We start from the raw sequence: 24,953 nt of genomic DNA on the forward strand, positions 1-24,953 counted from the left end.
CAATGACGGAAAACACAATTATTCGTTTTGAAAATGTATCAAAACAATATGATGATGAATTAGTTTTGGATGATGTAAGCTTTGAAATTGAGCGTGGAAAATTTTATACCCTTCTTGGTCCCTCTGGCTGTGGGAAAACAACAATTCTCCGTTTGATTGCCGGATTCATTGAACCATCCAAAGGGGTAATCTATTTTAACGGGAAAAAAGTTAATAAAATTCCAGCCAACGAACGTCAAGTAAATACAGTATTTCAAGATTACGCTTTATTTCCGCATTTAAATGTTTTTGAAAACGTAGCATTTGGCTTAAGAATTAAAAAGAAGAAAAAGACAGAAATTGAACAAAAGGTAACAGAAGCACTCAAATTCGTAAACTTGGCGGGGTATGAAAATCGTGAAATCAATGAAATGTCAGGAGGTCAGCGTCAACGTGTAGCGATTGCACGTGCGATTGTAAATGAGCCTCAAGTAATTTTGCTTGATGAACCTCTTTCAGCACTTGACTTGAAATTAAGAACAGAGATGCAATATGAACTTCGTGAATTGCAACAAAGACTTGGCATCACGTTTATTTTTGTTACGCATGACCAAGAAGAAGCACTAGCAATGTCTGACGAAATTTTCGTCCTTAATAAAGGGATAATTCAACAAAGCGGCACTCCGATTGACATCTACGACGAGCCAATTAACCGTTTTGTCGCAGATTTCATTGGTGAATCAAATATTATCCCAGGAAAAATGATTAAGGATTTCCTTGTCGAATTTAACGGCAAAGAATATGAATGCGTTGACCAAGGCTTTAATCCAAATGAGTCAGTTGAAATTGTAATTCGACCTGAGGATTTGGAGATTACTTCTAGAGATTCGGACAATCTGCATGTTAAGGTCGATTCACAATTGTTCCGAGGTGTACATTACGAAATATGTTGCTATGACGAAGCTGGAAATGAGTGGCTTATCCATTCCACTAAAAAAGCAGAAGCTGGGGATGAAGTAGGGCTTCGTTTTGACCCAGAAGCCATTCATGTCATGCGTTTTGGAGAAACGGAAGAAGAATTTGATAAACGCTTGGAAGCTTATGATGAGGTTAGCCATGCAAAATAAGATGCGCAACTTTTATCTCGTTCCTTACGTTTTATGGATTGCCCTATTCGTTGTAACACCTATTTTGCTCGTTGTTTATTATTCTTTTTTCGATATTGAGGGTAATTTTACAGTAACGAATTATCAGAAGTTCTTTACACCTGTTTATCTAAGAATGACATTGAGTTCTTTTTGGTATGCTTTTTTAATCACAGCTTTTTCGTTATTGATTTCGTATCCTACCGCTTATTTCCTTACAAAGGCGAAGCACAGGCAGCTGTGGCTCTTACTTATCATTTTACCTTCCTGGATCAATTTGCTTTTAAAAGCATATGCATTTCTTGGAATTTTCGGCGCATATGGACCTGCTAATATGTTTTTAGAAGCAATAGGGATTGGATCGAAACAAATATTATTTACTGACTTTAGCTTTATATTTGTTGCTGTTTATATATTTATTCCATTTATGATTCTTCCAATTTATAATGCGCTTGAAAAGATGAACCCATCTTTAGTCGATGCAGCAAGCGATCTAGGAGCTTCCACATGGACAACCTTTAGAAGGGTTATTTTTCCGTTAACTTTGGATGGAGTTAAATCTGGTTGTCAGGCAGTATTTATTCCTGCTCTTTCCTTGTTCATGATTACAAGACTAATTTCAGGGAACCGTGTCATTACTCTCGGGACGGCAATTGAACAACATTTCCTTGTTACACAAGATTGGGGAATGGGTGCAACAATCGCAGTATTCTTAATTATCGCAATGGCAATTATTATGATTTTAACTGGCAACAGAAAACGGGGTGATCTCATATGAATGGGAAAAGCAAATTTGCACGTATCTATTTAATTATTGTTTTTTTCATTTTGTATGCCCCGATTCTTTATTTAATGTACTACTCTTTTAATAGTGGTGGGACAATGCGTGACTTTGAAGGCTTTACGTTAGAGTGGTACTCAGAAGTTTTCCAAGATACTAGACTTATCATCATTGCGTTAAATACATTAATCATTGCCTTGCTTTCAGCTGCTATTTCAACGATTCTTGGCGTTGTAGGTGCACTTGCGATTACGTATGTAAAAAGACTACGGTATAAAAATACCCTTCAAACATTAAATAACGTTTTAATCGTTAGTCCAGACGTTATTATTGGAGCTTCTTTCCTAATTATGTTTACGATGATTGGGATTAAGCTAGGTTTTACATCGGTTTTATTATCCCATATAGCATTTAGCGTACCGATTGTTGTTATTATGGTATTGCCTAAGCTTCAAGAAATGAGATCTTCTCTCATTGACGCTGCAAGAGATCTTGGTGCTACGAATTGGGATATATTATCAAAGGTTATTTTACCTTATATTACACCAGGTATTTTTGCAGGCTTTTTTATGGCTTTAACTTATTCGCTTGATGATTTTGCTGTAACATTTTTTGTAACAGGTAACGGGTTTTCAACGTTATCAGTAGAAATTTATTCACGTGCTCGCCAAGGTATTTCATTAGAAATTAATGCTTTATCGACACTAATCTTTTTAGTTACTCTTGCGCTTGTAATTGGATATTATTTCGTTAATCAGCGTAACTTGAGACCTCAAGCTGCGGGGGTGAGAAAATCATGAGTAAATTAGTACGTTTGTTTTCTCTCATCTTTATTATTTCTTTTGCCTTGATGTATCTGACTTCTCATATGAATTCATCTCAAGGATATACGAGTGGAAATGTTCTGAATGTCTATAATTGGGGAGATTATATTGACCCTGATTTAATTAAAAAGTTTGAGAAAGAAACAGGAATAAAAGTGATTTACGAAACTTTTGATTCGAATGAAGCGATGATGACAAAAATATCACAAGGCGGTACATCTTATGATATTTCAGTCCCTTCGGAATATGCTATCAGCAAAATGAAAGAGGAAAATTTACTACTGCCGCTTGATCAAAGTAAATTGCCTAACCTGAAATATATTGATAAGCGATTTATGGATTTGTCTTTTGATCCAAAAAATCAATATTCTATACCTTACTTTTGGGGTACAGTTGGAATCGTGTATAATCCGAAAATGCTTGGCGGAAAAGAAATCAAAAGTTGGAATGATTTATGGGATCCGGAATTTAAAAATCAAATATTTTTAGTGGATGGTGCCCGTGAAGTAATGGGAATGGGTCTAAACAGTTTGCATTATTCATTGAATGAGACGAATGAAGAACGTCTTTTGGAAGCGAAGAACAAACTTGATAAGCTTACTCCCAATGTCAAGGCAATCATTGGAGACGAAATAAAGTTACTAATTGCTAATGAAGAAGCGGCTATTGGAGTAACATGGTCAGGAGAAGCGGCGGACATTATGTGGGAAAATGAGGATATTGACTATGTTGTCCCAGAAGAAGGGTCAAATTTGTGGTTTGATAATATGGTCATTCCGAAATCCGCTCAAAATGTAGAGGGTGCCCATAAATTTATTAACTTTATGCTAGATCCTGAAAATGCAGCTCAAAACGCAGAATATATAGGCTATTCGACTCCAAATGCTAAAGCATTAGAATATATGCCGGAAGAAATGACGAGTGATGAACGCTTTTATCCTTCTCCAGAGTTAACAGAGAGACTTGAAGTATACGATAACTTAGGGAAGAAAATGTTAGCTCACTATAATGATCTATTTTTAGAATTTAAAATGCATCGTAAATAAAAAAATCAAGGCTGCCGAATCTACTTGGCAGCCTGCTGTTCTTTTTGGACTAATGGTATACTGGGCTTATGTAGAAAGGAGGCGAAAATAATGGAAATGGCTAAAGAAATTATAGGCATGCTTCATGAAATAAAGGATACATTGAATGAGCATAGCACGATACTAAATGAGCATAGCAATATACTAAATGAACATAGCGTGATACTGAATGAGCATAGCACAATATTGAGAGAGCATAGCCAAATTTTAAATGATCATAGCCAAAAATTAGACATGCATAGTGAAACTTTACAAGAGCATGGATTAGTTTTAAGAGGGCTAAGAAATGGGCAAGAGATGCTAAAAGCTGAATTGAGTGAGATGCGTCTTCAGAATGCCAGAGAATTCGGGGAAATTAAAGAACAAATGAAAGACATGGGAGATAGTATCGATATTCTTAAAGAATACACATGGGATAATAAAAAAGATATCCTACGAATTAAAAAAACGATGGGAATGGCATAAATTCACCTCAAGAATATCCGCACATAAAAAGCCCCTAAAACCCTCATATAAATATTTTCAAATTGAAGCAGCTACGTAATATTCTCCTTTAAAAAGGTTGATAATCGCGTAGCTGTTTTTTATTGCTTAGGAAATTATAAATTTGAAAAGTTGTGGATAACTTTTTTAAGATAGTTTAAGTCTAGGTCCAGGCGCCATCGGCTTGAGGTCCTAAACCCGCGAAGCTTAAAATTCAAAAAGCGGACTTTTTACTTCTCAGAACATTTGCTTGTCGCCGAAAGGCTGTGCGCCTTGCGCTTTTGTTCTTTAATTTCGATCAAAAAAAATTCATTTAAAATTCATAAATAGTACAAATTTTTTAAACGTTGGTACAAATACAATGAAAACGGATACAAAATAAATGGACTTTTTCCAACTAATAAAACATTCTGAAAATGTCTTGACCTTTCTTCGATACCGCGGTATTATTGGAACAATTTAATAAATCAATAATAACTTAAAGACGATGTTAAAATAGTCTGATAAAAATGACTCTTCGAATTTCACGGACCTTTTTATCCTACTTTTTGAACACACACTTAAATAAATTTACAGAGAGGGGCGAATAGCGATGAGTGAACAATTGATCTTCCTTGACGGCAATTTCGTAAAGAAAGAAGATGCTGTCGTGTCAGTGTATGATCATGGATTTCTTTACGGGGATGGAATCTTTGAAGGAATTCGTGCATACTCTGGGAATGTGTTTCGTTTAGACGAGCATTTAACAAGACTTTATGACTCAGCGAAATCAATCATGTTAACCATTCCATACACGAAAGAGGAGATGGCTCATATTGTTGCCGAAACACTCCGCAAAAATGATTTATCAAATGGATATGTTCGCCTCGTTGTTTCACGTGGGGTTGGTGACTTAGGATTAAGTCCATACTCCTGTCCAAAAGCAACAGTGCTTGTCATTGCTGAACCGTTACGTATCTATTCAAAAGAATTATATGAAACAGGACTTGATATCGTAACAGTTGCGACGAGACGGAATCGTTCAGATGTATTAAATCCAATGGTAAAATCTTTAAACTACTTAAATAATGTTCTTGTAAAAATAGAAGCAACACTTGCTGGAGTCCCTGAAGCGTTAATGCTCAATGATCAAGGGTATGTAGCGGAAGGATCGGCGGATAACATCTTTATTGTAAGAGATAAAAAATTACTGACTCCTCCAGGACATGTCGGTGCACTTGTAGGTATTACAAGAAATGCTATTATTGATATAGCACGTTCAAAAGGGTATGAAGTAGAAGAAGCTGTTTTTACACGCCATGATGTATATACAGCGGATGAAGTCTTTTTAACTGGAACTGCTGCTGAAGTTATTGCGGTTAAAACAGTTGATGGACGTGTAATTGGCGATGGAAAGCCAGGACCAATCACGGATGAGTTGCTCGTAAGCTTTCGTGAACTGACACTCACAGACGGATACAAGTTATATGATGAATTACATGTAGCGAACTAAAAGAAACAGGAGATGTCATAATTGAGAAGTGATATGATAAAAAAGGGGATTGATCGTGCCCCGCACCGAAGCTTATTGTATGCAACAGGTGTTAAAACAAGAGATTTAGAGAAACCTTTTATTGGTGTCTGTAATTCATATATTGATATTATACCTGGCCACAAACACCTTAGAGAATTTGCAGATGTGGTAAAAGAAGCTATTTGGGAAGCCGGTGGAGTACCGTTTGAATTTAACACAATCGGAGTAGATGACGGAATCGCAATGGGTCACATTGGTATGCGTTACTCTTTACCAAGTAGAGAACTAATCGCTGACGCAGCAGAAACCGTAATTAATGCGCACTGGTTTGATGGTGTATTTTACATTCCTAACTGTGACAAAATCACTCCTGGTATGTTGATGGCTGCTTATAGAACAAATGTCCCTTCGATTTTTGTCTCAGGCGGTCCCATGGAAGGCGGAGTTTCTTCTGAAGGTGAGCCTTTAACATTAACATCCGTTTTTGAAGGGGTTGGAGCATACCATGCGGGAAAAATGTCTGCTGAAAAACTCCTAGACATCGAACAAAACGCTTGCCCAACATGTGGTTCATGTTCAGGAATGTTTACAGCAAACTCTATGAACTCGTTGATGGAAATGCTTGGTGTAGCTTTACCTGGAAATGGTACAATTGTAGCAACCTCAAATGAGCGTCACAGATTGATTAAAGAAGCTGCTCATCATTTAGTCAGAATGGTAAAAGAAAACATTAAGCCTCGTGATTTAATTAGCGAACAAACTATTGACGATGCATTTGCATTAGATATGGCTATGGGTGGATCAACAAATACAGTTCTTCACACATTAGCAATTGCACATGAAGCAGACATCGAATACGATTTATCTCGTATCAACGAAGTAGCCAAAAGAGTTCCCTACTTATCAAAAATAGCTCCTGCATCAGATTATACGATGCAAGATGTACATGATGCTGGTGGAGTCAGTGCCATTATACGTGAATTATGTGAAATGGGTGCAATTGAACGGGATAGAATGACTGTAACTGGTAAAACTGTCTATGAAAATGTAAAAGACCATGTTATTACAAATCCAAAAGTTATAAGGCCAAGTGAAGATCCATATAGCCCAGTCGGCGGACTCTCAATACTATTTGGAAACATAGCTCCAGACGGAGGAGTCATTAAAGTAGGTGCGGTTGACCCGTCCATCAAAACATTCCTTGGTAAAGCAATTGTTTTCGAATCTCAAGAAGATGCTCAACAAGGAATCAACGATGGCACTGTAAAAGAAGGTCACGTAGTAGTTATCCGTTATGAAGGCCCTAAAGGCGGACCGGGAATGCCGGAAATGCTCGCACCAACAGCAGCGATTGCAGGTAGAGGTCTTGGAACAAAGGTTGCCCTTATCACAGACGGTCGTTTTTCAGGAGCATCGAGAGGTATTTCAATCGGACATATTTCTCCGGAAGCGGCAGAAGGCGGTCCTATCGCTCTTGTTGAGGATGGAGATGAAATCTTCATCGATTTAACAAATCGTACAATTGAATTGAAAGTTTCAGATGATGTTTTAGCTGAGCGTAAAGCGAATTTAAAACCATTTGAACCAAAAATTAAAAAGGGTTATCTAGCTAGATACTCTAAGCTCGTTACATCTGCCAGCACAGGCGGAGTAATGAAAATATGACAAAAAATTGAATTCATGATATAACTGAATGAACAATCGACAAAAGCCATGAAGAGGTAAAAATAAATGGAGTTCTGTATTACCAGAGAGCCGGAACTGCTGGAAACCGGCATTACAGCCATTTGTGACATCGCCTCGGAGCGGGAACCCGGAAAGTAAATTGCGAGTAGGGGTTCACGGGGATAAAATAAAGTTCCCGTTATCAATGAGTGACGTAACGTCGCTCCAGAGTCAGTGTTTTACACTGAAAAGTAGGGTGGTACCATGAAAAGTTTTTTCATCCCTGCATAAAAGGTTCTCCTTTTTTGTGGGCTGAAAAGGCTTTTTTTATTTTTATTAGAAAAGCGAAAGTGCCTGTTCATCGACGTACAAACTTCAGGACCTTTGACTGAGATAAAGGAAACACGACGAGGAATGAGTCGATGTTGACTTATCGTAGTGAAAAGGGCAAGAAGTTTGCTAGTCGATAGGCGCTGTAGCTGGACAAAAAAAGATGGCTTTTAGGAATTAATGCATTAAATCATTGCAATGTTATATGTTTAAAAAAAATAATAATTGAAAGGATGGCGCTAGAGGTGAGTATGGGTATCCCGATGGGAGCGAGCGATCAAAAATCCAACACTGCAACAAAAGTACAAGTGAAAACTGGGGCAGACCTTTTCATCGAGGCACTGCAAAAAGAGAACGTTGAAATTATGTTTGGTTATCCTGGAGGAGCAGCACTACCAATTTACGATGCATTGCACAAAAATCCAATTAAACATGTATTAACTAGACATGAACAAGGTGCTATACATGCTGCGGAGGGCTATGCAAGAGTAACGGGAAAACCTGGAGTTGTTATCGCAACCTCTGGACCTGGGGCAACTAACCTAGTAACTGGAATCGCGGATGCTATGATGGATTCATTGCCACTTGTTGTATTTACTGGTCAGGTGGCTAGTTCGGCACTTGGTACAGATGCATTCCAAGAATCCGATATCGTAGGTATCACGATGCCGATCACTAAACATAATTATCAAGTGAAAAAGGTTGAGGACCTTGGAAGAATTATAAAGGAAGCTTTTTATATCGCTTCTACAGGACGTCCAGGACCGGTTCTAATTGATATTCCAAAAGATATTGCCCAACAAGAAGTAACTGAGGTATTTCCTGAAGCTACGATTAATTTGCCAGGCTATCAACCAACAACGAAGCCGAATTATCTGCAGTTGCAAAAGCTTGTAAGTGTAATGGCTAATGCCAAAAAACCATTGATTCTTGCAGGTGCTGGAGTGCTTTTCGCAAAAGCGTCAGATTATTTAAAAGAATTCGTAGAAAAGACTGGTTTTCCAATTACAAACACACTTCTTGGATTAGGTACAATCCCAGGAGATCATCCTCAATTTTTAGGGATGGCAGGGATGCACGGAACGTACACATCCAATATGGCTATTACAGAATGTGATTTGCTCATTAATATTGGAGCTCGCTTTGATGATCGTCTAACTGGTAACTTGAAGCACTTTGCTCCGAATGCAACAGTAGCGCATATTGACATCGATCCAGCTGAAATCGGCAAAAATGTACCAACTGCTATTCCGATTGTCGGAGATGCAAAGATGGTATTAGAAGAGTTACTAAGTATGGAATTAACAATTCCTGATATCACTGGGTGGACGGATGCAATACAAGATAGCAAAGAACAATATCCGTATAAAACTCCAGTTTCACCAGAAGATTCGCTTTCTTCTCCACACGTTATCAAAATGATTCACGAAGTTACCGGTGGAAATGCCATTGTAACGACAGACGTTGGTCAGCATCAAATGTGGGCGGCACAATATTACGGATTTAATGGTCCGAATAATTGGGTTACTTCTGGTGGACTTGGAACAATGGGCTTTGGTTTCCCTTCATCAATTGGCGCACAATTAGGTGAGCCTGATAAAACTGTTGTGGCAGTTACAGGAGATGGCGGTTTCCAAATGACTTTGCAAGAACTTTCTGTTATTAAAGAATTGAACCTTCCTGTAAAAGTAGTCATCATCAATAACAAATGTCTTGGAATGGTTCGACAATGGCAACAAACGTTTTATGAAGAGCGTTATTCTCACTCATTAATTCCAAACCAACCTGATTTTATCAAGCTGGCTGAAGCATATGGGATTAAAGGATATATAGCAAAAACAGAAGAAGAAGCTAGAGCAGTATTTGAAGAAGCCTTTAGTATCCCAGAACCTGTATTAATTGATTGCCGAGTTCTTGAGGCTGAAAATGTATATCCGATGGTTGCCCCAGGAAAAGGACTTCATGAAATGATAGGGGTGGGAGAATGAAAAGAGTTGTTACAGTAACAGTTAACAATAACCCTGGTGTATTAAATCGTATCACTGGATTATTCGCCAAAAGGCAATTCAACATCGATAGTATTACTGTCGGTCCAACTAGCAATCCAGCGATCTCTAAGATGACTTTCATCGTTCCAATGGAAGATCCAGCAAAAATGGAGCAGCTATTAAAACAGCTGCAAAAACAAATCGATGTATTAAAAGTATCGGATATTACCGATAAATCGATTGTTACTCGCGAGTTGGCACTCATTAAAGTACAGTGCCCACCGCCTATGAGAAGTGAAGTTTATAGCATTATTGAACCTTTCAGGGCAACCGTCATTGATATGGGGAAAAACAATATCACCGTGCAAGTAACAGGTGAGCCGGATAAGGTAGATGCATTTATGGAGTTGTTAAAGCCATATGGCATTAAAGATATATCAAGAACAGGTGTAACTGCATTTGTTCGCGAACATCAAAAAACAGAAACACAACAACTATCAATTTTACAACTATAAGAGGAGATGGAGAAAAATGGCAAAAGTATATTATAACAACGAAATCGATGAGTCAGTATTACAAGGAAAGAAAATCGCAATTTTAGGATATGGTTCACAAGGACACGCACATGCAAGCAACTTAAAAGATAGCGGCTTTGACGTTATCGTTGGAATTAGACCAGGTAAATCTTACGATCAAGCAGTTGAAGACGGACATGAAGTTTATTCCGTTCAAGAAGCAAGTGCAAAAGCAGATATCATCATGATCTTGCTTCCAGACGAAAGACAAACAGCTGTATATGAAAATGAAGTAAAACCAGAACTTTCAGCTGGTAAATCGTTAGTATTTGCCCATGGTTTTAACGTTCATTTCAATCAAATCGTACCTCCTGCAGATGTTGACGTATTCCTAGTAGCACCAAAAGGTCCTGGACATTTAGTGCGTCGTACGTTTGAACAAGGTGCAGGTGTACCAGCATTATTTGCTGTATATCAAGATGCAACGGGTCAAGCAAGAGACTTAGCGTTGGCTTATGCAAAAGGTGTTGGCGGCGCTCGTGCTGGTGTTCTTGAAACAACATTCCAAGAAGAAACTGAAACAGATCTATTCGGAGAACAAGCAGTACTTTGTGGTGGAACAACTGCTCTTGTAAAAGCTGGTTTCGAAACACTTGTAGAAGCTGGTTACCAACCAGAAGTTGCATACTTTGAGTGTTTACATGAATTAAAGTTGATCGTAGACCTAATGTACGAAGATGGTCTTGCTGGAATGCGCTACTCTATCTCTGATACAGCACAATGGGGAGATTTCGTTTCTGGACCACGTGTAGTAAATGCAGATACTAAAGCTCGCATGAAAGATATTTTAGAAGATATCCAAACAGGAAAATTTGCAAAAGGCTGGTTGCTTGAAAACCAATTAAATCGTCCAGAGTTCAATGCAATCAATCGTCGTGAAAGCGAACATTTAATTGAGAAAGTAGGTCAAGAGCTTCGTGAAATGATGCCATTTGTAAAAGCGGGCAAGAAGAAAGCCGCTAAGGAAGTGGTAACAAGTGCGAAGAATTGATATTTTTGATACAACGTTGCGTGATGGAGAGCAATCGGCTGGAGTAAACCTAAATACAGCCGAAAAACTCGAAATCGCAAAACAGCTTGAAAAATTCGGAGTGGATGTTATGGAGGCGGGGTTTCCCGCCGCCTCTCCGGGTGATTTAGATGCTGTAAGAAAAATTGCCTCCACTATTAAAGACTCATCTGTCACTGGCCTGGCGCGTTCAGTCAAATCAGATATTGATCATGCATGGGAAGCGTTGAAAGTGGCGGAATGCCCTAGGCTCCACGTTTTCATTGCTACTTCTCCAATACACATGACGTATAAATTAAAACAAACTCCTGAACAGGTAGTACAAACCACCATTGATACAATTAAATATGCAAAACAGTTTTTTCCAATTGTTCAATGGTCAGCTGAAGATGCGTTCAGATCAGATCGAGCTTTCCTTGCTCAAATCGTAGAGCAAGCCATTAAAGCCGGAGCATCTGTAATCAATATTCCAGATACAGTAGGTTATGCCACTCCGCAAGAATACGGAGCATTATTCAAATATTTAAAAGAGAATGTTCCGAATATTAGGGAAGCTAAGCTTTCGGCACATTGCCATAATGATCTTGGAATGGCAGTTGCCAACACTCTGGCTGCAATCCAAAACGGTGCTGATCAAATCGAAGGTACTATAAATGGAATTGGCGAAAGAGCCGGAAATGTGGCTTTGGAAGAAATAGGAGTCGCCCTTTATACGAGAAAAGATTTTTATCAAATCGAAACAAATTTAACGTTAAATGAAATAAAACGTACGAGTCAGCTTGTTAGTAAATTAACTGGTATGGCTGTTCAAGCTAATAAAGCTGTGGTCGGTAAAAATGCTTTTGCCCACGAATCAGGCATTCATCAAGATGGTGTGTTAAAAGAACCGACAACGTATGAAATTATTACGCCAGAACTTATTGGAGAAACTTCTAACAATTTAGTACTGGGCAAACATTCAGGAAGACACGCTTTCCAAGATCGTGCTAAATCTATGGGCTTTGAACTAGATAGCGAATCTTTGAATCATGCATTTATACAATTTAAGAAACTAGCCGATCGAAAGAAAGAAATTACAAACGAGGATTTATGGACCATTTTAACGAATGAACAGTTAAAAGATTCGGAGACTGCTATTTACGAACTTGAAACTGTCGGCGTTCAATATAAATCAGCTCAAGATCCACTAGCTACGGTGATTGTAAAAACACCTTCAGGAAATATTGTGGAAGAAACAACGAGTGGAGCAGGTAGTGTTGAAGCGATTTTCAATGCGCTTGAAAAGATAGTTGAAGGAGAAGTCCATGTATTGGATTACCGGGTTTCATCCATCGGAAAAGGAAGGGACGCTCTTGCAGAAGCTGTCATTAACTTAACATTTAATGGCGAGGATCTTGTAGGTAGAGATTCTGCTCAGGATGTATTAGAAGCTTCAGCTAAAGGATATTTAAATGCGGTGAATCGTATACTTCTTCAATCGCAAATGAGGCAAGTATTGATAACAGTTTAGGAATTTTTGGGGAGGAAGATGGGTTTGAAGAAACGAGTAGCGGTATTGCGAGGAGACGGAATAGGTAAAGAAGTAACAGATGCTGCCATATCTGTATTAGAAGCGATTGGGCGTCGTTTTCATCATGAATTTGAATGGGTATACGGTCTACTTGGTGGAGAAGCCATAGACACAGTTGGCCAGCCATTACCTGATGAAACAATCCGAATTTGTGAAGAAAGTGATGCGATTATTCTCGGAGCAGTCGGTGGACCAAAATGGGATAATCACCCGTCTCATCTTCGACCAGAAAAAGGGCTTCTTCAAATTCGTAAGCACTTTGAATTAAGTGTAAATCTTCGGCCGGTTCAAGCATTCAAAAGCCTGCTCTCTGTCTCTCCTTTGAAGGAAGAAGTTGCTGAAGGTGTAGATATGATGATTGTCAGGGAATTAACAGGTGGTTTATATTTCGGTGAACCAAGTTTCCATGATAATGATAAAGCTGTTGACACATTAGTGTATGGCCGTGATGAAATAGAGAGAGTTGTCGTTCACGCATTTGAATTAGCAAAGCAGCGCAGGAACAAAGTGACTTCAGTTGATAAAGCAAATGTACTTGAATCAAGCAAACTATGGAGAAAAATAGTAGAAGAAGTTGCTGCTAGATATCCAGAAGTAGAGTACGATCATATGCTTGTTGATGCAGCAGCTATGAAACTAATTACGTATCCATCAGCATTTGATGTTATTGTAACAGAAAATATGTTTGGAGATATTTTAAGTGACGAAGCCTCTGTTATTACAGGATCATTGGGCATGTTGCCTTCTGCTAGTCTTCGTGTGGATGGCTTTGGATTATACGAACCAATCCATGGGTCTGCACCAGATATAGCAGGGAAAAATATCGCAAATCCAATTGGAGCAATTTTATCAACAGCCATGATGCTTCGTAGTTCATTTGGTATGTTGGAAGAAGCGAATGCACTTGAAGCTGCTGTTAAAAATGTTCTAGAATCAGGCTTCTGTACAAGTGAATTCAAAAATATCGGTAGACAAATTTTATCTACAACTGAAATGACTGAAAAAATTATTAGCGAAATAGAAAGGTGAGGTGAAGAAAGATGGGCAAAACAATTATTGAAAAGATTTGGGAGAAGCACGTCGTTCATCGAGAAGAAGGGAAGCCAGATTTGCTATATATCGATCTTCATCTCGTGCATGAAGTGACTTCTCCACAAGCGTTTGAAGGCTTACGCTTGAATGGCAGAAAAGTCCGTAGACCAGATTTAACATTTGCAACGATGGATCACAACGTTCCGACTCGTTTGAATGAAGCTGTAACGGATCCGATTTCGGAGAAGCAAATGACGACACTTGAAAAAAACTGTGCGGAGTTTGGAGTTCCTTTAGCTGGTATGGGTCATCCAGATCAGGGAATCGTTCACGTTATCGGTCCTGAGCTTGGTTTAACGCAACCTGGAAAAACGATTGTATGTGGAGATAGTCATACTTCCACTCACGGTGCATTTGGTGCGCTAGCGTTTGGAATTGGTACGAGTGAAGTGGAGCACGTACTTTCGACGCAAACATTGTGGCAAGCTAAGCCGAAAACAATGCAGGTACAAGTGAATGGCGAGTTAGGTCAAGGTGTTACATCAAAAGACTTAATTTTGGCGATCATTGCTAAATACGGAATCAACGTTGGAACAGGGCATATTTTTGAATATACAGGCGAAGCCATCAGAAAATTAACAATGGAACAACGAATGACGGTTTGTAATATGTCTATTGAAGCTGGTGCTAAAGCAGGATTAATCAGTCCTGACGAGACAACTTTTGCTTACTTAGAAGGTCGTCCTCACGTTCCTACTGGTGATGCATTTGAACAGTTAAAAGCAGAATGGCGCGAGCTTGCAACTGATCCAGATGCTTCGTATGATGCTGTAATTGAAATTGATGCTTCTGAGATTGAACCTGTCGTAACATGGGGTACGAACCCTGGTATGGGTGTTGGTGTAAATGGATTTGTACCACGTCCTGAAGATGCCAAAACAGGTGCAGAAAGAGCAGAGATTGAAAAAGCCCTTGAATATATGGGTCTTGAAGGCGGAACAAAAATGACAGATATTGAAGTTCAATATGTGTTCATAGGTTCTTGTACAAACTCTCGAATTGAAGATCTCCGTGCAGCTTCTGAGATCGTTGCTGGCAAGAAAGTGAACAGTGGCGTGAATGCAATTGTCGTGCCAGGTTCACATTCAGTGAAGAAACAAGCGGAATCAGAAGGACTAGATAAAATTTTCCTTGATGCTGGATTTGAATGGCGTGAATCTGGATGCAGTATGTGTCTAGCAATGAACGCTGACCAAGTTCCTGCAGGAATGAGATGTGCCTCTACATCAAATCGTAACTTTGAAGGTCGCCAAGGAAATGGATCACGTACACACTTAGTAAGCCCTGCTATGGCAGCAGCTGCGGCGATTGCTGGACGTTTCGTCGACGTTCGTACTTTTAAACAAGAGGAGGCGCTTGTATGAAGCCGATTAAAGAAGTAACGAGCGTACTTGCGCCGTTAGATCGTTCAAATGTAGATACAGACCAAATCATCCCTAAGCAATTTTTAAAAAGAATAGAGCGAACTGGTTTCGGGAAATATTTGTTTTATCATTGGCGTTATGATGATAATGGAGTTGAAAGAGCAGACTTTGAGTTGAATAAACCAGAGTACGCAGGAAGCGAAATTTTAATTGCACGAGAAAACTTTGGCTGTGGTTCTTCACGTGAACATGCACCCTGGGCTCTAGGTGATTATGGATTTCGTGTCATCATCGCGATAAACTTTGCTGATATCTTTTATAACAACAGCTTTAAAAACGGGCTTCTTCCGATCCAGCTTTCCGAAGCGGAAGTGGAAGATTTATTGAAGAAGTCGAAAGAAAAGCCGTTAAAAATTACCGTTTCACTTGAAACTGAAACGATTGTCACAGAAGACGGCGATACGTATTCGTTCAAAATCGACCCATATCGTCGTGAAGTGTTATTGAATGGTTGGGACGATATTGCCTTAACATTGTTACTTGAAGATAAAATTTCAGCATATGAGAATCGTTAAAAGTAAATGAAGCCACTCATTCCCTATCGAATCTTGATTTGGTAGGGTTGAGTGGCTTTTTTTATTGCTTAGGAAATTATAAATTTGAAAAGTTGTGGATAACTTTTTTAAGGTAGTTTCCGTCTAGCTCCAGGCGCCATCGGCTCGAGGTCATAAACCCGCGAGCTTAAAAGTCAAAAAGCGGACTTTTTGCTTCTCAGAACATTTGCTTGTTGCCTAAGGCTGCCCGCCTTGCACTTTTATTCTTACAATTTAGACATGAAAAACGCCTTGCGATACATCTGATTCAGTATCGCAAGGCGTTTTTTTTTATACCGTTGCTCTTTTTAAGAACAAGTACGAAAAGGCAATGTAAAACAGTGTAGGGATAATCAGCCAGTAAGCAATTTGCACAGCTGTATGAGTTGCAAACCAATGGAAAATATCCATCCAAGCGGCGTAATAATGGATGAGTAAAACCGCTATACTTGCAATAACCAAAATTATTAAAGCTGAATAAACCATACCTTTCTTTCCATAGCGACGATAAAAACTTGAGATCATGAATCCGAGGAAAAAAAGATTTATAAATACTATGAAATAGATGGCGAATTGTTCTAAGAGTGTTCCGTCATTTAAATATGGAAAGTGAAAGAAATGAAATTTTCCTCCCCATCCATTTGTCCAATTTTCGATGGTTGAACAAATTAATAACAGTACCCCATAAGAGAAGTTCATAATTGATCCCATTGCAACCGTACCGATAAAGTAATCAGTTCTTCTAACAGACATGCTGACGGCATATGAAAAAGTTTGTGCAACCACTAATATTCCCATTACTAGCATATATACAAAGATGTAAGAAACTCCGCCTGTATAAAATTGTTCCTTCGTTGTTATAAAGAGGCTCACGATCAAATTAATGATAAAAATAGAAAAAAGCATGATATTCGGTATTAAAAACCAACCCCACTTATCGCGAACATACATTTTTAAAACCTTTTGAATATTCATTTCGCCATCACTCCTCGGTTTTCGGATTTCCCTTTAGTTAAATGAACAATTAACTGTTGCAAGGAAACTGGGGATACTTCGAGTCCCGGAACATGAACAGAGCTATTCCCGTTATTAATTACAGTAGCTGAAAGTAACCCTCCAAATGGTTCACGATGAATTACTTCTTTTCCGATAATAAACGCTTCTACCTTTGATGTTTGACCTGTTACTGTATAAGCCTTGCCCCTTAAATTCTCGGCATCCTCATCGATAATTAATTGTCCTTTGTCGATAACTAAAATATGTTCTAACAAATTACTAACTTCATCAATGAGATGAGTAGATAAAATCACAGTCCGAGGATGTTCCGTATAATCTTCCATTAAACGGTTATAAAATAATTCACGTGAAACAGCATCTAGCCCCAAATACGGTTCATCGAAAATAGTTAACGGTGCTCTACTTGCAAGTCCAATGACAATTCCAAGTGCGGAGTGCATTCCTCGAGAAAGCCCCCTATTTTTCTTCTTTAATGGAAGATTGAAATCTTCTACCAACGAGTGGGCATACTCTTCATCCCAGTTCGGAAAAAATGATTTTGACACTTCCAAAATATCACGGACAGTAAAATTATCAGGATATTTCTGACTTTCTTTTACAAAACAAATTTGATTCAACACTTTCTCATTTTCATAAGGTTCCTCACCGAAAACCAATAATTCTCCGCTAGTTGGAAAAATTTGAGCCGTAATCATTTTCATTAACGTTGTTTTACCGGCTCCATTTCTACCGAGAAGGCCGTAGATTTTATTTTCATTAATTGAAAAAGTGATATCTTGGATTGCATTATGGTCCTCGTATTGTTTGTTTAGCCGAACTACTTTTACTACTTCCGTCATCGTCTTCCCTCTCCTTTCCGAATCATATCCATTAATTGTTCCGTTGTAATTTCTAATTTTTCAGCTTCCTGAATCATCGTTACTATAAACTGTTCGAAAAATAGTTCTTTTCGCTTCTCAATGACTTTCATACGTGCACCTTCTGCAACAAACATTCCTATCCCCCGCCTTTTATATAAAATACCTTCGTCAACCAATAAATTTACGCCCTTCGCAGCTGTAGCGGGGTTGATTTTATAAAAGTGAGCAAACTGATTCGTTGAAGGGACTTGTGATTCTTCCGGCAAGCTGCCTTCAATAATGTCATCCTCAATACGTTCTGCAATCTGAACGAAAATTGGTCGCCCATCGTCAATTAAGTGTTTCATTTGGTTCACCACCATGTTGGTTAGTTACTTATGTAATTAACCATATAACGATAAAAAGTTATTGTCAACATTTTTTTGGAAATCTTTTCATAATTGGGCGCAAATAATATAATGGGGGAAAATGACTTATGGGGGCGGGGACATGCTTACAAAAGAGCAGTTAATAGATGACTTTAAAAAAATCGGTATAAAAGAGGGGATGGTCCTTGTTGTACATACATCACTTCGAAATATTGGATGCATACAGGGCGGTCCCGAAGTGATGATTGAAAGTTTACTAGAGGTTTTAGGGGAGGAAGGAACGCTCGTCATGCCATCCATGACAAGTGGAGACGAATTATTTGATCCTAAAACAACCCCTACAGACGGCATGGGGATTGTTGCTGAAACATTTTGGAGAAAGCCTGGTGTACTAAGAAGTGTTCATCCAAACAGTGCATTTGCAGCTTACGGGAAGCATGCACATGAAATTGTCGCAGAACACCCAATTGACCAGCCCGAAGGAATTAAAAGTCCAATAGGAAAAGTGTTTCAACTTGATGGAAGGATTCTTCTACTCGGTGTTTCCCATGATTCCAATACGATGATCCACTTGGCGGAATCTTTAAATGAGGTGCCTTATAGAACTTATTCCACAGTGTTGAGTTCAAACAATGGAAAGGTTGAAAAATTAGAAGTACCAATCATTAACCATTGCTGTCAAAATTTTAATAAAATGGAGTCCCTTCTAAAAGAAGAGGATTATCTTACTATACAAAAAATTGGAAAATGCATTTGCCAGTTTATGAAAGCAAGTGATGTTATTGAACTAGCAAGTGTACAGTTGAAGAAGAATCCATTTTATTTTTTGTGTGAAGACGATTGTGAAGAGTGTACAGAAGCTAGGGAGTATGTGATTTTTCAAGAAGGTAAGAAAATGTAGAAATTTTAGGTCTTATTATTGATTGGCATTGGTTTAAAATAATTTAATCATTGGTCCACATATTTTAATAAAACTCCTATTTTCAAAAAGCTTAATAAAAACTATTTTGTTAAAAATAATATTGACTGGACACCAATTAGTGTCATATAATAAAGACACCAATTGGTGTCGCATTGATAAGAAGGTATTTTTTACAAGATAAATCAAGAGCATATGGTTTATGTAGAACAACGATGATCCAGGGAAGACGTAAATGCTACGTTGGGTGGTGCAGAAGAGTTACCCTTTACGAGTGAACCGCTCAAATTAAAATGGGTTGTACTGCAGCTTCTAAACATTTGGCTATACTAGATGTATCATTAGATTTTCACTTTACAAGTCTTTGTCAAAATGAAAGTATTTTGCCTATGTTAAAAGTCGACAGTTCAGAAAGGGCCGTAAAGCTTAGTTGTTGGTGAAAATGAAATAACATAAAAGGAGAATGAAAATGTCCTATATTGTTGATTTTAAAAATGTATCTACAGTTGGTTTAGAGTCTTCACCTGTGGCGGAGGCGCTTGCTGGTTTACGTGCGAATGAAGCTCGTTACTTTATGAACAAATACAAACATGAATTTACGGTTGTACCAGCTAGCGAAAGTCAAGGGACCCTTGATTATGTGAATCGAATTTTGAAAGATGAACGTGATATCGAGTTTGCGGCTAAACCTTTAGAAACGTCCAGCTTTCAAGTAGAAAATATCAAAATGTCTTATGTTTTTTATGAGGACGGTCTTTCGGTAAACGTCATGTATACAATTGATGATACTAAAAAGCGAGCAGTTGGTTTTAAGCTCTCAGATGGAATGGAAGTACCAAAGGAGTTAGAAGGGAAGTTTAAGTTTGCCAGACAGAAATCCAAACTAGCTGGAACCATTCGAGGCTCGTATTTTGTAATTAAAGGTGAATATTAAAGTAATCAAAAGCTTGAGTGAAGGAATTCTCTCTAGATAAAAAATAGCTTTAATTCGCAAGAAAAACGAAAGGGCGCGGACATTATCCTTGTTAAGGAGGATAAGGGAAGCGTCTTTATTATGTTATGTGATCTAAGTACTAACCCCTTTTTCTTTAAAAGGATGAGCTTATCCGTAGTGATGTGCGTCTTTTTTTGTAGGAAAAGATTGTATTTATTCTCAGTTTTTGGAATAATTACTTTAAGCAATTGACAGTTTAGTAGATAAATATTTGGTAGCTGACAATTGCTATTTATAAAGGAGAGGGAAAATGAGATTACAAGAAATCACGAGTATCATTAGGGAATATTTTTTTCTAGCTTTAATACTAGTAATTGTTTTAGGAATTATTTTCTTCTTAGGGTATTTTATAGTATACAGAAAACTTCTTAAAGGTAAGAAAAGACTTTCTAAAAAACATTTACTTTTTAGGGGATTGTTTACTGGATATGTAATCATGGTTATTGGAGTAACCTTTTTGAATAGAGATTCATACTATCCGGGAGGAATAAATTTATCTTTTCTTAGTTCGTATAAAGAAGCTTGGTATAGTTTTAGTGCAAGGAATTGGCAGTTCGTGTATTTAAATATAATCATGTTTGTGCCATTCGGTATTCTTTTCCCGTTATTGCATTCTCGGTTTCAAAAAGCAGTATGGACAATAGGGGTAGCTGCTCTATTTACACTTTTCATTGAAAGCATCCAACTAATAACAGGATACGGTGTTTTTGAAGTTGACGATTTATTTAATAATCTACTTGGCGCTATCATTGGTTACGAAATCATTATGGGCTTCATTACAATCAGAAAAAATAGAATCAAGAGATCCTTAGTCTACTTCTCACCTTTAATGCTAGTTGTTATTTTATTTGGAAGCATGTTTACATACTACTATTTGAAGGAATTTGGGAATCTCTCCATCACGCCAAATCATAGAATAAATATGGTAAATACAACAATCACGATTGATGATACACAGCTTGATGAAAATAAAAGAACAGTTCCCATTTATAAGGCGCCGAGTTATACAAAAGCTTCTGCTAATGAATTTGTCACAGACTTCTTTAAAAGAATGAATATCGATGCAACCGATATGGAGGTTATTTCCTATCCGGATGAAGGGGTTTATTGGATTAGAGATGAGATATCTTATAATATATGGTTCCAATTCTTAGATGGTAGCTACAGTTATAGTGATTTTTCCAGCTTTGACGAAGATAAAGAACCAAAAGATGGAGATGAAGCAACCTTAGAAGAAAGCTTAACGAACTTCGGCATACAAATTCCACAAGACGCTGTTTTTCAAAAAGTCGATACTGGTGCTTATGAGTGGAAGGTAGATAAAAAGGTAATAGGAAATCAGCTCATAGACGGTTCATTAACGGTAGATTATTTTAACGATGATACAGTGAAGAGAATTAATAATCAGTTAATAACCTATGACAAGGTTAAGGATGTTCAAATAAAAAGCGAACAAGAAGCCTATAAGGAAATGTTAGAAGGAAAGTTTAAATATAACGCTGAAAACAATAAGATAGAAACCTTACATATCGATAAAGTAGAGATAAGTTATTATTTAGATTCCAAAGGCTATTATCAACCCGTGTATGCTTTTTATAGTATGGTAGATGGAAGAGAGTTTACTATTTTCATTCCGGGAATTTAGAAATTTTTTAATTGCAAGGCTCCGCATCTCGTAAGCAATGATATCTAGAAGCAAGACGATTTCGCTTCCAAGCTAAAAGAAATCTCCTATTCATATCGCGTTCATATTCATTTCCTACAATGAGCATGACCTTAAATTGTAGGAGATGATTTTATGCTTCGACCATTTCGAAAACTAGTAAAATTCGCAAGCAGCCCAAAGGGAGCAAAAATTACCTTAGTTTCATGGCTTCTCGCGGTTTTGTTATTTAGTTTATTTGCGCCAGGTGCAAAAGAATTTGCTGTGAATAGCAAGGAAGCGAGTGTAGGAGGAGACAGACCTTCGGAAATTGCTGATCATGTATTAAAAGGGCAATTTTCCAATAATGACGGTATGCCTGCTCTTCTAGTTTTTCATCGGGATGGAAAAATCACAAGTGAAGATCGTGAGAAAATAACCAAACTAAGCGAGTGGTTAGCCTCCGATGAAAAACCAAAGCACATTATAAGCGCATTACCTTTTCATCAATTTCCGGAAAAAGTTCAAGATGAGATGTTTTCCGATGACGGATCGACTCTCCTTTTTAACCTTTCATTGGAATCTGATTTAGATTCAGACATTACCCTTAAAACATTGGATCTGGTAAGGGAAAAAGTCGATGCGATTGGTATAGAAGGAATGCAGTTTGAAATCACAGGTCCTGCAGGAATTTCAGCAGATACCATTTCTTTGTTTAAAAACGCAGACATCGTATTGATGCTTGCAACAGTAGGATTAATTTTTGTGATATTAATTTTAATCTATCGCTCTCCATTACTTGCCATTACGCCACTTTTAATCGCAGGTATTGTATATGGAGTGGTGGACCGTATTTTAGGATTAGCTGGAAAATATAACTGGTTCACGGTGGATAGTTCCGCAATTTCTATCATGCTAGTCTTACTGTTTGCTGTTTTAACAGATTACAGCCTTTTTGTTTTTTCAAGATATCGTGAAGAATTAAAAAAGCAGGAATCTAAATACTCGGCCATGGGAGAAGCCATCTACCATGTTTCCGAACCTATTGTATTTAGTGGCGGAACGGTATTTCTTGCCATGCTTACATTATTTGTGACAGTGTTCCAACCATATAATCATTTCGCGCCCGTTTTTTCAGTTGCAGTTATCGTGATTTTACTTGCAGGGCTCACGCTAATACCAAGCATTTTTGCCTTAATGGGTCGAAAAGCGTTTTGGCCATTTGTTCCAAAGGTAGAAAGTGCAAATAAAGTGAAAGCAGGAATTTGGAATAAAATAAGTCAACTTGTTATGAAGCGACCAGCTGTCCTTGCTGGAATTTTGCTAATCGTTTTACTAGTGGGTGCCTTTAACTTTTCATCAATAAAGTACTCTTTCAACCTATTAAAATCATTTCCAGAGGATATGCCTTCAAGACAAGGATTTGAGCTCTTAGAGAAAAACTATCCAGCAGGCCAATTGGCTCCCGTGAATATCGTGTTGCAATCAAACACAGAATTTGAAGTAAATGATGCATTTTTCAAAAATGTAAACAGTCTTGTTGAAAAACTAGAAGATCAAAAAGGTATTAGTTCTGTTACTCCTGTAATAACGGATCAGAGTAACCTGCCTCGAAACTTTTTATCTAAATCGGAAAAAGCGATTCGTATACAGTTGATTTTGGAAGATAATCCATACGATACGGCAGCACTCGACACTGTTCAAAAGCTGCGTGATTCGGCAGATACTTTTATAAAAGACAGTGGTTTTTCTACAAAAAATGTGAAGATGCATATCGCAGGTCAAACAGCACAACAAGTAGATGTGAGGCAAATGAACAATCGAGACATGATCGTCTTGTTCTCGCTAGTGGTGATTTTACTTACTTTCGTATTAGGCTTTCAAACACAATCAGTGTTAATGCCAATCTTAATGATGTCGACAATTTTACTATCTTATTTTTCGACACTAGGCTTTGGTTGGTGGATTTTTCATCATTTGATGGGCTTTGAAGCGATCAGCTATCGACTCCCCGTGTACACATTTGTGTTCATGGTAGCACTTGGAATTGACTATAATATCATGCTCGTCTCTCGAATTCGCGAAGAGGCACAAAGCCTATCTTGGAAAGATGCTGTTGGAAAAGGTGTTGCATTAACAGGTGGAGTTATTTCTTCAGCAGGACTGATTTTAGCTGCAACTTTTGCGGTCTTAATGACTCAACCATTACAAGAACTATTTTTATTTGGATTTACAATGGCGATGGGGATTTTGCTTGATACATTTTTAATTCGAGGGATTTTCTTGCCATCCATCTTGATTTTGACACATAAGGACAAGAAGCAAATGAATTTTAAAGAAATAAAGATGGATGTTGAATCATAAAATGAATAAATTCGTGCTCATCTAAGGAGGGGGAGCATGTTCAATAGTGTATTGCTTGAAGGACAACTAGAGTGGAATTTTACATTATTATTCATTCTTGCAATTATTGCTATTATATATGCTCTCTTGCTGAAGCATTTTTCAAATGCAAAAATCTATCAATTAAGACCGATTCTTTTTTTTACGAGCCTTACCCTATTTTTCCTTATGATTGGCAGTCCATTATCTGTCATCAGCCATCTCTCTTTTAGTTTTCATATGATTCAAATGAGCATTCTTTATTTTATTGTTCCACCGTTATTTCTATTTGGGATTCCAGATAAATTGAAAAAATATAATTTTAAATTTCTCACTAATTTTGCTCTCATTTCATTTACAGTTTTGTTTTTTCTCTATCATATGCCATTTGTTTTACAAACACTCTACCAAGTTTCCTTTTTGCACAAAGGGTATACTGCATTGCTTTTTGCTTTAGCTATCTTCATGTGGTGGCCGATTGTAATGAGGAGAAATAAACGTTTTGCTCTAATAAGTGGAATTCTTTTAACACCAGCTTGCTTATTGTTTATTGTAAATGGCATTATGGGAGGAATATCGAATCCTTTTTTACAAGGGTTAGCATTAAATCTTTGCTTGCCGGAACATATAGATGTGGGAAATTTACTCCCTATTTCGATTAATCCAAGAATTGATCAGATTGCAAGTGGAATCGTCATGATGGGTTTGCATAAATTTGGTCTCATGCTTATATCCCACATTAGTCATCACCTTTGAATTCCTAACTAGAAATCAT

Annotated in this window: 22 protein-coding genes and 1 other annotated feature; of the genes, 19 read left to right on the forward strand and 3 right to left on the reverse strand. The window is 37.8% G+C overall.

Features of this window, described 5'->3' with window-relative positions; genetic code table 11:
• Window positions 1–2 precede the first annotated feature (2 nt).
• The 14 genes from MT489_RS20300 to leuD all read left to right on the forward strand — a co-directional run bounded on the left by MT489_RS20300 (window position 3) and on the right by leuD (window position 15,978).
• Entirely contained in the window at window positions 3–1,106 is a 1,104-nt protein-coding gene (locus MT489_RS20300) for an ABC transporter ATP-binding protein (RefSeq protein ID WP_244683382.1), read from the forward strand.
• Window positions 1,096–1,902, forward strand: coding sequence for an ABC transporter permease (locus MT489_RS20305; protein WP_244683383.1), 807 nt, complete (start codon window positions 1,096–1,098; stop codon window positions 1,900–1,902). The genes MT489_RS20300 and MT489_RS20305 overlap by 11 nt, the downstream gene beginning before the upstream one ends.
• Window positions 1,899–2,705, forward strand: a complete 807-nt coding sequence (locus MT489_RS20310; RefSeq protein ID WP_244683384.1) for an ABC transporter permease — start codon at window positions 1,899–1,901, stop codon at window positions 2,703–2,705. The genes MT489_RS20305 and MT489_RS20310 overlap by 4 nt, the downstream gene beginning before the upstream one ends.
• Window positions 2,702–3,775 (forward strand): ABC transporter substrate-binding protein, encoded by a 1,074-nt coding sequence (locus MT489_RS20315; RefSeq protein ID WP_244683385.1) that lies wholly within the window; start codon window positions 2,702–2,704, stop codon window positions 3,773–3,775. Before MT489_RS20310 ends, MT489_RS20315 begins: the two co-directional genes overlap by 4 nt.
• A 90-nt stretch (window positions 3,776–3,865) precedes the next feature.
• Window positions 3,866–4,279, forward strand: a complete 414-nt coding sequence (locus tag MT489_RS20320) for a hypothetical protein (RefSeq protein WP_244683386.1) — start codon at window positions 3,866–3,868, stop codon at window positions 4,277–4,279.
• Between the two features lie 610 nt (window positions 4,280–4,889).
• Complete coding sequence (gene ilvE, locus MT489_RS20325; RefSeq protein WP_244683387.1) at window positions 4,890–5,789, forward strand: branched-chain-amino-acid transaminase; 900 nt, start codon at window positions 4,890–4,892, stop codon at window positions 5,787–5,789.
• Between the two features lie 21 nt (window positions 5,790–5,810).
• Window positions 5,811–7,475, forward strand: coding sequence for a dihydroxy-acid dehydratase (ilvD, locus tag MT489_RS20330; RefSeq protein ID WP_213112463.1), 1,665 nt, complete (start codon window positions 5,811–5,813; stop codon window positions 7,473–7,475).
• A gap of 39 nt (window positions 7,476–7,514) precedes the next feature.
• Window positions 7,515–7,763, forward strand: a binding site (T-box leader).
• Window positions 7,764–8,068: 305 nt separating this feature from the next.
• Window positions 8,069–9,793, forward strand: a complete 1,725-nt coding sequence (gene ilvB / locus MT489_RS20335) for an acetolactate synthase large subunit (RefSeq protein WP_244683430.1) — start codon at window positions 8,069–8,071, stop codon at window positions 9,791–9,793.
• Window positions 9,790–10,308, forward strand: a complete 519-nt coding sequence (gene ilvN, locus MT489_RS20340; RefSeq protein WP_244683388.1) for an acetolactate synthase small subunit — start codon at window positions 9,790–9,792, stop codon at window positions 10,306–10,308. Before ilvB ends, ilvN begins: the two co-directional genes overlap by 4 nt.
• Before the next feature lie 16 nt (window positions 10,309–10,324).
• Window positions 10,325–11,359 (forward strand): ketol-acid reductoisomerase, encoded by a 1,035-nt coding sequence (ilvC, locus tag MT489_RS20345; protein ID WP_244683389.1) that lies wholly within the window; start codon window positions 10,325–10,327, stop codon window positions 11,357–11,359.
• Window positions 11,346–12,887, forward strand: a complete 1,542-nt coding sequence (locus MT489_RS20350; RefSeq protein ID WP_244683390.1) for a 2-isopropylmalate synthase — start codon at window positions 11,346–11,348, stop codon at window positions 12,885–12,887. The genes ilvC and MT489_RS20350 overlap by 14 nt, the downstream gene beginning before the upstream one ends.
• 24 nt (window positions 12,888–12,911) lie before the next feature.
• A complete protein-coding gene (gene leuB, locus MT489_RS20355; RefSeq protein ID WP_244683391.1) occupies window positions 12,912–13,976 on the forward strand; it encodes a 3-isopropylmalate dehydrogenase in 1,065 nt (354 codons plus the stop codon).
• Window positions 13,977–13,987: 11 nt separating this feature from the next.
• The gene (gene leuC / locus MT489_RS20360) at window positions 13,988–15,403 is read left to right on the forward strand and encodes a 3-isopropylmalate dehydratase large subunit (RefSeq protein ID WP_244683392.1); all 1,416 of its coding nucleotides are present in this window, start codon (window positions 13,988–13,990) and stop codon (window positions 15,401–15,403) included.
• Window positions 15,400–15,978: a 3-isopropylmalate dehydratase small subunit gene (gene leuD / locus MT489_RS20365; RefSeq protein WP_244683393.1), complete on the forward strand. Its 579-nt coding sequence runs from the start codon at window positions 15,400–15,402 to the stop codon at window positions 15,976–15,978. The genes leuC and leuD overlap by 4 nt, the downstream gene beginning before the upstream one ends.
• A gap of 309 nt (window positions 15,979–16,287) precedes the next feature.
• Here leuD and MT489_RS20370 read toward each other — a convergent pair whose 3' ends face one another.
• The 3 genes from MT489_RS20370 to MT489_RS20380 are packed head-to-tail and all read right to left on the reverse strand — an operon-like array spanning window position 16,288 to window position 18,220.
• The gene (locus tag MT489_RS20370) at window positions 16,288–16,971 is read right to left on the reverse strand and encodes a hypothetical protein (protein ID WP_244683394.1); all 684 of its coding nucleotides are present in this window, start codon (window positions 16,969–16,971) and stop codon (window positions 16,288–16,290) included.
• Entirely contained in the window at window positions 16,968–17,852 is an 885-nt protein-coding gene (locus MT489_RS20375) for an ABC transporter ATP-binding protein (RefSeq protein WP_244683395.1), read from the reverse strand. Before MT489_RS20375 ends, MT489_RS20370 begins: the two co-directional genes overlap by 4 nt.
• On the reverse strand, window positions 17,849–18,220 hold the full coding sequence (locus MT489_RS20380; RefSeq protein WP_244683396.1) for a GntR family transcriptional regulator: 372 nt from the start codon (window positions 18,218–18,220) through the stop codon (window positions 17,849–17,851). The genes MT489_RS20375 and MT489_RS20380 overlap by 4 nt, the downstream gene beginning before the upstream one ends.
• Before the next feature lie 142 nt (window positions 18,221–18,362).
• On the opposite strand from MT489_RS20380, the gene MT489_RS20385 reads away from it, so the two are divergent.
• The 5 genes from MT489_RS20385 to MT489_RS20405 all read left to right on the forward strand — a co-directional run bounded on the left by MT489_RS20385 (window position 18,363) and on the right by MT489_RS20405 (window position 24,934).
• Window positions 18,363–19,142 (forward strand): AAC(3) family N-acetyltransferase, encoded by a 780-nt coding sequence (locus MT489_RS20385; protein ID WP_244683397.1) that lies wholly within the window; start codon window positions 18,363–18,365, stop codon window positions 19,140–19,142.
• 487 nt (window positions 19,143–19,629) lie between these two features.
• Window positions 19,630–20,094, forward strand: coding sequence for a phage tail protein (locus tag MT489_RS20390; protein WP_244683398.1), 465 nt, complete (start codon window positions 19,630–19,632; stop codon window positions 20,092–20,094).
• Between the two features lie 310 nt (window positions 20,095–20,404).
• The gene (locus MT489_RS20395) at window positions 20,405–21,799 is read left to right on the forward strand and encodes a VanZ family protein (RefSeq protein WP_244683399.1); all 1,395 of its coding nucleotides are present in this window, start codon (window positions 20,405–20,407) and stop codon (window positions 21,797–21,799) included.
• 153 nt (window positions 21,800–21,952) lie between these two features.
• Complete coding sequence (locus tag MT489_RS20400) at window positions 21,953–24,160, forward strand: MMPL family transporter (RefSeq protein ID WP_244683400.1); 2,208 nt, start codon at window positions 21,953–21,955, stop codon at window positions 24,158–24,160.
• A gap of 36 nt (window positions 24,161–24,196) precedes the next feature.
• A complete protein-coding gene (locus tag MT489_RS20405; protein WP_244683401.1) occupies window positions 24,197–24,934 on the forward strand; it encodes a cytochrome c oxidase assembly protein in 738 nt (245 codons plus the stop codon).
• The last annotated feature ends 19 nt before the right edge of the window (window positions 24,935–24,953 follow it).

This window comes from Lederbergia wuyishanensis (genome assembly GCF_022900255.1).
Classification (GTDB): Bacteria; Bacillota; Bacilli; order Bacillales; family Bacillaceae_C; genus Lederbergia; species Lederbergia wuyishanensis.